This is a genomic window from Endozoicomonas numazuensis, assembly GCF_000722635.1.
Taxonomy (GTDB): domain Bacteria; phylum Pseudomonadota; class Gammaproteobacteria; order Pseudomonadales; family Endozoicomonadaceae; genus Endozoicomonas_A; species Endozoicomonas_A numazuensis.
The window spans coordinates 263,918-270,682 of sequence record NZ_JOKH01000005.1 but is presented as its reverse complement, the minus strand read 5'-3'; the positions used below and the strand labels follow the sequence as shown (position 1 = coordinate 270,682).

Here is a 6,765-nt window from a genome sequence, read left to right as displayed (position 1 = left end):
CTATCGCATCAGCAACCAACGTCTGGCCATTCTGCATGAGGTCAGTGATTATCTGACGGCAAACTTCAGCGTTATCGCTATTGAAGACCTGAATGTACGTGGCATGACGAAGAATCACAAACTGGCCCGGGCTATGAACGACGCAGGTTTCGGAATGTTGCGCCAGTTCATTAAATACAAGGCCCAATTACGGCAGCGCGAAGTGGTCATTGCTGACAGGTTCTTCCCGTCCAGCAAGACATGCAGTGCCTGTGGCCATAAAAATGATATTGTGGTTCTTGGTGTTCAGTGGTGGGACTGCCCAAGCTGTAAAGCCCACCATAACCGAGACTTCAACGCCTCAGTTAATTTAGATAGATATGGTCAAGACACGTTACAGCTCGACCTTAAACCCTACACAAGAGTGGCGTAAGACATACTTCGGTATGCAGCCGTGTTGACGGTGTAGATAAACCCAGATAATCAGTGATTGTCGTAGGTTTTTAGTAGCGGTGACTGAGGGCTTCAGTGGAAGTGAGTGAAAATCGAGCAACGGTTACACTACACCAACCTTCATAGCCCGCAAGACTCATACCCAACGACTCGATAACATCCAGGGCAAATTCATTCTGCGGTGAGGCAAAAGATATAATTTCCTTAAAACCCAACCTTGTAAAGCCCAGGTCTGTCACTGCTTCAGCCGCTTCAATCACCAGCCCCCGACCACGATACTCCTGATTAAAACGCCAGCTCATTTCTACGCTGTCACCATAAGCGGAGAACCCACAGCTGCCTATCAGCTTATTACTGTCTTTAAGCACAACCGCCCAGCGGGACCAGCCTCTTTGGTCAAGCTCAACCTGAAAACGCCACAAGTCTGTTTCTGCTTTTGTAGCAGGAGAATGGGTACTGTATTGCCGTTCATCAAGACTGATTCCCGTTATATCGGCATATGGCTGCAAGTCTGCTTCTTGCCAGGTTCTCAGGATCAATCGGGGGGTTTCAGCAACAATCTGCACAAAAGACTCCAGAAACTTCAGGATCAGGCAAGATAAGGTTTAGTCGATTTTTTAGCTTTAACCAGAACCTGAACCCAATAATTAAATGTGTATTGCTTTCTTCGACCCCGACCCGGTAAAAAAAGTTCGCCGCAGAGAACGTTTTTTTACCGGGACAGGATAGACTGAGTGCATCCACTCCCTTTGCACATGACTCCTGACTGTTATTCACTGAATAACCGCCGATGAAACTGAAAGGAGCTTCAGTCACAAAAAGGTCTGGCATTGAATCCCATATTTCTCGACTATCTGAATAACAACGATGACGATTTCAGCTGGCGATACCTTGATACGAGCCATTCTGATGAGTTTCCATCCGTCTCAATTATCCAGTTGGAGCTGATCTCCCAGACTTGGAAAGAAGGCAAACGATTTGGCTTGCGCCAGCCTGAGTGGCATCACCGCCTAACGCTTTACTGGCCAGAAGAAAACTCAGAAAAACCCTGCCTGCTTATGATCAACGGAGGCTCAAGACACGACCCCTCTCTTGAAACCACTCCAGTACAAAATGTCGATGGCGCACGTTTATGCCAGTTAACCGGAGCCCCCATAGCCATTCTCAGAGATGTGCCTAACCAGCCTCTTACTTTTCAAGACGGTGTTCCCAGAGCTGAAGATGACCTTGTGGCTTTTTCCTGGCAAGCTTTTCTGGAAGACACTGAAAACAATGTCTTCATGCCTGTTCAATGGCCTATGGTGAAAAGTGTTATCCGGGCTATGGATGCCCTGTGTAAATTCAGTGGCAAAACCTTCTCCAGAGTGGATGAGTTCATTGTCGCTGGCGCGTCTAAACGGGGTTGGATCTCATGGTTAAGCGCAGCAGCTGACCAAAGAGTTGTAGCCCTTATACCTCTGGTTATCGATGTACTGAACGTTCAGGCCTGCATCTATCATCATCTAAATGTTTATGGTGGCTTTGCCAGTGCCATCAGTGATTATGCCGACAGCGATCATGACATTTTATCCGGTCTGGAATCCCCTGGCATGCAGCAGCTGTTCAATGATATTGATCCTTTTGTCTATAGAGACCAGCTCTTTCTGCCAACCTATATTATTAACGCCAGTGCCGATGAATTCTTTCCACCAGACTCTGCTCGCTTTTATTATCCAAAATTATCTGAATTAACCTGGCTGAGATATTTGCCCAATGCCAGTCACTACCTGGGTAGAGACAGCTCAGTGAATACGGATGAAGTGATAGCCTCAGCTTTTGGTGCTTTGATCTCTGAACAGGATATGCCCGCCATGAACTGGCGGCAGTTGGATGAGGGGGGTCTGGAAATCAGAACCAGTCTTAAACCCAAAGAAGCCCGCGCCTGGGTTTGCCATAATCCGAACGCCAGAGATTTTCGAAAAGATGTTCTGATACAAATGGGTACAGGTTATCAAGCCAGGAACATAGAGCCTTTTTCTTCATCTCCCTGGACTTATCAGTTTTGTCCCTCTTCCCCCGGGGAAGGGTGGTCTGCATTTTTTATTGAGCTGATTTTCGATAACGCTCCCTATCCGGATCTGATTTTAACGTCAGGAGTCAGAGTAACCCCTGACGTTTATCCTTAAGGGCTATTCTGAAACTTTGTTCTGATCACGGTGTTCTTGCAACTTATCCCGCATTTCCTTTCGTAACTCACGATAGGTTTGCAATTGTTGGTCATTTAGCACCGTCGCCAGTTTCTTTTCCATTTCATCACCGTTTGTCTTCAGGGCTCTGGCCTTACTCAGCCGATTCTCGTCAGAAGATCGAATCTTTTTAAGATTCTCCAAATTCTCTTTAAAAATGGCCTGGACCCTCGGCTTCTGCTCATCGGTGAGATTGAGTTTTTGCTCCCACTGGCTGTATGCTTCCTCATTATTCATTGGCGTTTCAGCCTGCAATCCAGCAGAACCAAAAAGCAGCAGGATTGTCAGCAACCAAAGACCAGGCGTTCTGTTTCCTGCAACCCTTGGTGACCCATGAATATCCACAGAAGAAAAAGACGCCCAGGATTTCATAGCAATTCCTCATGTAAACTGACTAATCATCCACACCTTAAATAATTAAAAGGTGTGTCTTATAAAAAATGAAAGGTGCCAACCATGTCCATATGGAAGACCCAAGCCACTCCAGAAAGCCTGAACCAGAGAATGGAAGGCAATATGTGCAGCCATGTGGGTATAAAGATAGTTGAAATAGGCGACGATTTTGTTCGGGGTACCATGCCCGTAGACGAGAGAGCCAAACAACCTGCCGGGCTTTTACACGGCGGTGCTTCGGTTGTACTGGCGGAAACCCTTGGCAGTATGGGAGCCAACCTTTGCTGTGCAAAAGATCAATATTGTGTGGGTCTTGAGATCAATGCTAACCATCTCAAGTCAGCCCTTTCAGGAGAGGTGACCGGTACCGCCAAAGCTGTTCATATTGGCAGAAGTACACAGGTCTGGGAAATAAGGATCGAAAACGAGCAGGGCCAACTCGTCTGCATATCCCGACTCACTATGTCAGCCATCAGCCGGTAAATAGAAAGCAAACACATAACCATATTCACAAATAGAATGATCCATCCAGAGATGGTCACCTATTATCTGTAGTGTCCTCTTACATACACCTGAAGCTGAATACGCACTGGTTTTTTAACCTCTCTGTCTCCCTCTCACTCTGGTATGTAGATCATGTCGTCAGCTCACTTCTCCAGACGCAGTTTCACTTCTTTATGTTTGCTTTCCGTAGGACTTATTGGAACAGCTCCCTGTCTATGGGCTTCACCATCTATCGTTGGCACAGCCCCCTATGCCTTTATCAAAGCCTGTACCAAAGTGTTTGGGCTTTCGGCGGAAGACCAGTCGAGAATAGATTTCCCCTTCATTCGCTCTACAGCCCTCGAGGAACTGGGTCAGACAGACGTACTCAATTTTGAAAAAGGCATTATCAGTGATAACAGTCTTAATACCCTGACGAGTTTAATCATGCTGGGGCAGTTTAATAAATCTGATCAACTGGACCCGGACGAATGGATGCATGCCCGAGTCAACGCTTTGATATGGAAGAATATGAAATGCTCTCCCAGAGGCATACCCAAGGGAACTCAGTGGTGGATTGTTCCGGAGTCTGATAACCATGGCTGAAACTGATGTCATTATCATAGGTGCAGGTGTTGTCGGTGCAGTACTTGCCACAGAGCTGGCTAAACGCTGCTCCGTTACAGTGCTGGAAGCTGGCCCGGATGAGAGAAATTTTTCAACACCCATCGACAATTACATCAAGGGCAAGACTCCTTGGCCTGAAGCTCCCCCCGTTCAGGGGCCTTCAAAAGATTACCTGGAATTATCCGGCAACTATCCCTTCAAGACCGATTACCTCAGAAGAGTAGGAGGCACAACACTGGTCTGGTCAGGACTGGCGATTCGTATGCTGCCAGAAGATTTCAAAATAGCCTCCCTTTACGGCAAAGGCGTGGACTGGCCGATTGACTACGATGAACTTGAAAAGTGGTACTGTAAAGCTGAAAAAGCGCTGGGTGTAGCAGGTGATAATAATGATAACCTCGGCTCGTTCCGATCAGCTAATTACCCTTTTCCGCCACTTCACCTACCACCAGCAGATCACTGGCTCAAGGAACAGCTTGAATTCAGAGAGTATAATGGTCAGCTCTTTCACCTCACCAATAACCCTCAAACCCATAACCCGGAGATTTGCGAAGGCAGTAACAGTTGCAGTCCAGTCTGCCCAACGGGTGCAAAATATACGGCACTCACACACATAGCAAGCGCAGAAAAAGCCGGGGCAAAAATTCAGGCAAAATCCGTCGTTTACAATATTAATACCGATTCAGCCAATAACGTCAGCAGTGTTGATTATCTGGACTGGAACAAACAGTCTCATAACCTGTCGGCAAAAGTGGTGATTTTAACGGCACATGCTATTGAATCAGCCAAGATTCTATTACTGTCCAGCAGCCCAACAAATCCTAACGGCCTGGCTAACTCAAGCAACATTGTGGGTCATAATCTAATGGATCACAGCACTGCTCATGCCGGCGGTTTTACCCCCGAACCGGTTTACCCATTTCGAGGACCGAACACATCAGCTGGAGTCGACATATTCAGAGGTGGCGAGGAAAGAACCAAGCGGGCTGCTTTTCGAGTGACTTCTTCCAATCATGGCTGGCTGAGCTCTAAAGATATGCAGGCCATGCTTGTTGAGGGGTTTAAATCAAACCAGAACCCAGCGGATGTCCGACAAGAATGCGCCAATCGATTCAACAGTCAGATTTCTTTTTCAGGCCTTGTTGAACAGCTGCCAGATATCAACAACAGAGTTTCTCTGGGTCAGGGAAGAGACGCGATGGGTCTGCCCAGACCCGCCATTCACTACGACCTTGGCGACTATGAACGGAAAGGACAAAATGCCTTACTCGATTGTCAGAAGTGGATGGTCACTGCTTCTGGATCAACTTTAGCCCACAGCTCCACTTCTCCGGATTTACAGAATCATGTGGCAGGTACCTGCCGAATGGGCCATGACCCAGCTACTTCTGTCGTAAACAGTGACCTCAGATCTCACGATCATGAAAACCTGTTCATTGTAGGAACCAGTGTCTTTCCAACCCTGGGATCATCCAACCCTACACTGACGGCAACAGCTCTGTCGTTGAGACTGGCAGACTTTATTCAACAGAACCATCTGCCAACACTGGAAGCAGAGAACTGAGCATCTGCCCAGTGCTGTCATGAATAAGCTTACAGTCTGGATTCGATCAGTTTCTCAAGCTTGACCTGATCCTTGGCAAAGTTGCGGATACCTTCAGCCAGCTTTTCTGTTGCCATGGCGTCTTCATTCATTGCCCAGCGGAACGCCTGTTCGTCCAGCACTACTTTTTCATCGCTGGAAGCTGCACTTTCCTGAGACAGTTTTTGAACAACAGTGGCTTCTGTTTTCTCCAGATCGTCCAACAGACCAGGTCCGATGGTCAGGCAGTCACAGCCTGCCAATTCTATAATTTCACCCGTGTTACGGAAGCTGGCACCCATGACTACCGTGCTATAACCATGTTGTTTGTAGTAGTTATAAATTCGGGTCACGGAAACCACACCCGGATCTTCAGCCGCGCCAAAGTCACGACCTTCTGCCTTTTTGTACCAGTCGAGAATACGACCAACAAAAGGTGAAACCAGAAATACGCCGGCTTCCGCACAGGCCTGTGCCTGAGCAAAGCTGAACAGCAGGGTCAGGTTGCAACGGATCCCCTCCTGCTCCAATACTTTGGCTGCCTCAATACCTTCCCAGGTAGAGGCTATCTTGATCAGAAGACGATCAGGGTCAGCACCCTGCTCACGATACAAAGCAACCAGTTCATGAGCCTTGGCAATCGTCGCCTCTTTATTAAATGACAAACGAGCATCGACTTCTGTTGATACAACACCCGGTACAACCTGTTGAATTTCCTTACCGATAGCCACAGCAAGCCAATCGCAGGCGTATTGAACCTGAGCTGTTTTATCAACAGCCTTTGCCTTGCCATATTCCAGTGCACTGTTAAAAAGAGCTTCATAGGCCGGGAGTTCAGCGGCTTTCAGAATCAGAGATGGATTGGTTGTAGCATCTACAGGCTGATATCGACGGATAGCTTCGATATCTCCGGTGTCTGCCACGACTTTAGTCATACCCTTGAGTTGCTCTAGCTGATTCATTTGACTCCCGATCCTCTTCATTTTAAACAGCACGGAAGAGTAAAGAACTTCCCATAACTGT

At 47.5% G+C, this 6,765-nt stretch carries 8 protein-coding genes; 5 read left to right on the top strand and 3 right to left on the bottom strand.

Annotated elements, in window-relative coordinates:
• A partial coding sequence (locus GZ78_RS20180) for an RNA-guided endonuclease InsQ/TnpB family protein (RefSeq protein ID WP_034840145.1) occupies window positions 1-412 on the top strand: 412 nt, incomplete at its 5' end.
• Between the two features lie 70 nt (window positions 413-482).
• Here GZ78_RS20180 and GZ78_RS20175 read toward each other — a convergent pair.
• Entirely contained in the window at window positions 483-998 is a 516-nt protein-coding gene (locus tag GZ78_RS20175) for a GNAT family N-acetyltransferase (protein WP_034840144.1), read from the bottom strand.
• Window positions 999-1,262: 264 nt separating this feature from the next.
• On the opposite strand from GZ78_RS20175, the gene GZ78_RS20165 reads away from it, so the two are divergent.
• Window positions 1,263-2,597, top strand: coding sequence for a PhoPQ-activated protein PqaA family protein (locus GZ78_RS20165; protein WP_034840141.1), 1,335 nt, complete (start codon window positions 1,263-1,265; stop codon window positions 2,595-2,597).
• Between the two features lie 3 nt (window positions 2,598-2,600).
• Here GZ78_RS20165 and GZ78_RS20160 read toward each other — a convergent pair whose 3' ends face one another.
• Entirely contained in the window at window positions 2,601-3,029 is a 429-nt protein-coding gene (locus GZ78_RS20160) for a hypothetical protein (protein WP_034840139.1), read from the bottom strand.
• An 84-nt stretch (window positions 3,030-3,113) separates the two neighbouring features.
• On the opposite strand from GZ78_RS20160, the gene GZ78_RS20155 reads away from it, so the two are divergent.
• The 3 genes from GZ78_RS20155 (at window position 3,114) to GZ78_RS20145 (ending at window position 5,724) form a co-directional block, all read left to right on the top strand.
• Window positions 3,114-3,533, top strand: coding sequence for a hotdog fold thioesterase (locus GZ78_RS20155; RefSeq protein WP_034840138.1), 420 nt, complete (start codon window positions 3,114-3,116; stop codon window positions 3,531-3,533).
• Between the two features lie 153 nt (window positions 3,534-3,686).
• Entirely contained in the window at window positions 3,687-4,139 is a 453-nt protein-coding gene (locus GZ78_RS20150; protein ID WP_034840135.1) for a hypothetical protein, read from the top strand.
• Window positions 4,132-5,724: a GMC family oxidoreductase gene (locus tag GZ78_RS20145; protein WP_034840132.1), complete on the top strand. Its 1,593-nt coding sequence runs from the start codon at window positions 4,132-4,134 to the stop codon at window positions 5,722-5,724. Before GZ78_RS20150 ends, GZ78_RS20145 begins: the two co-directional genes overlap by 8 nt.
• A 29-nt stretch (window positions 5,725-5,753) precedes the next feature.
• Here the strand turns inward: GZ78_RS20145 and tal are convergent, their stop codons facing one another.
• Entirely contained in the window at window positions 5,754-6,704 is a 951-nt protein-coding gene (tal, locus tag GZ78_RS20140) for a transaldolase (protein WP_034840129.1), read from the bottom strand.
• Window positions 6,705-6,765 lie beyond the last annotated feature (61 nt).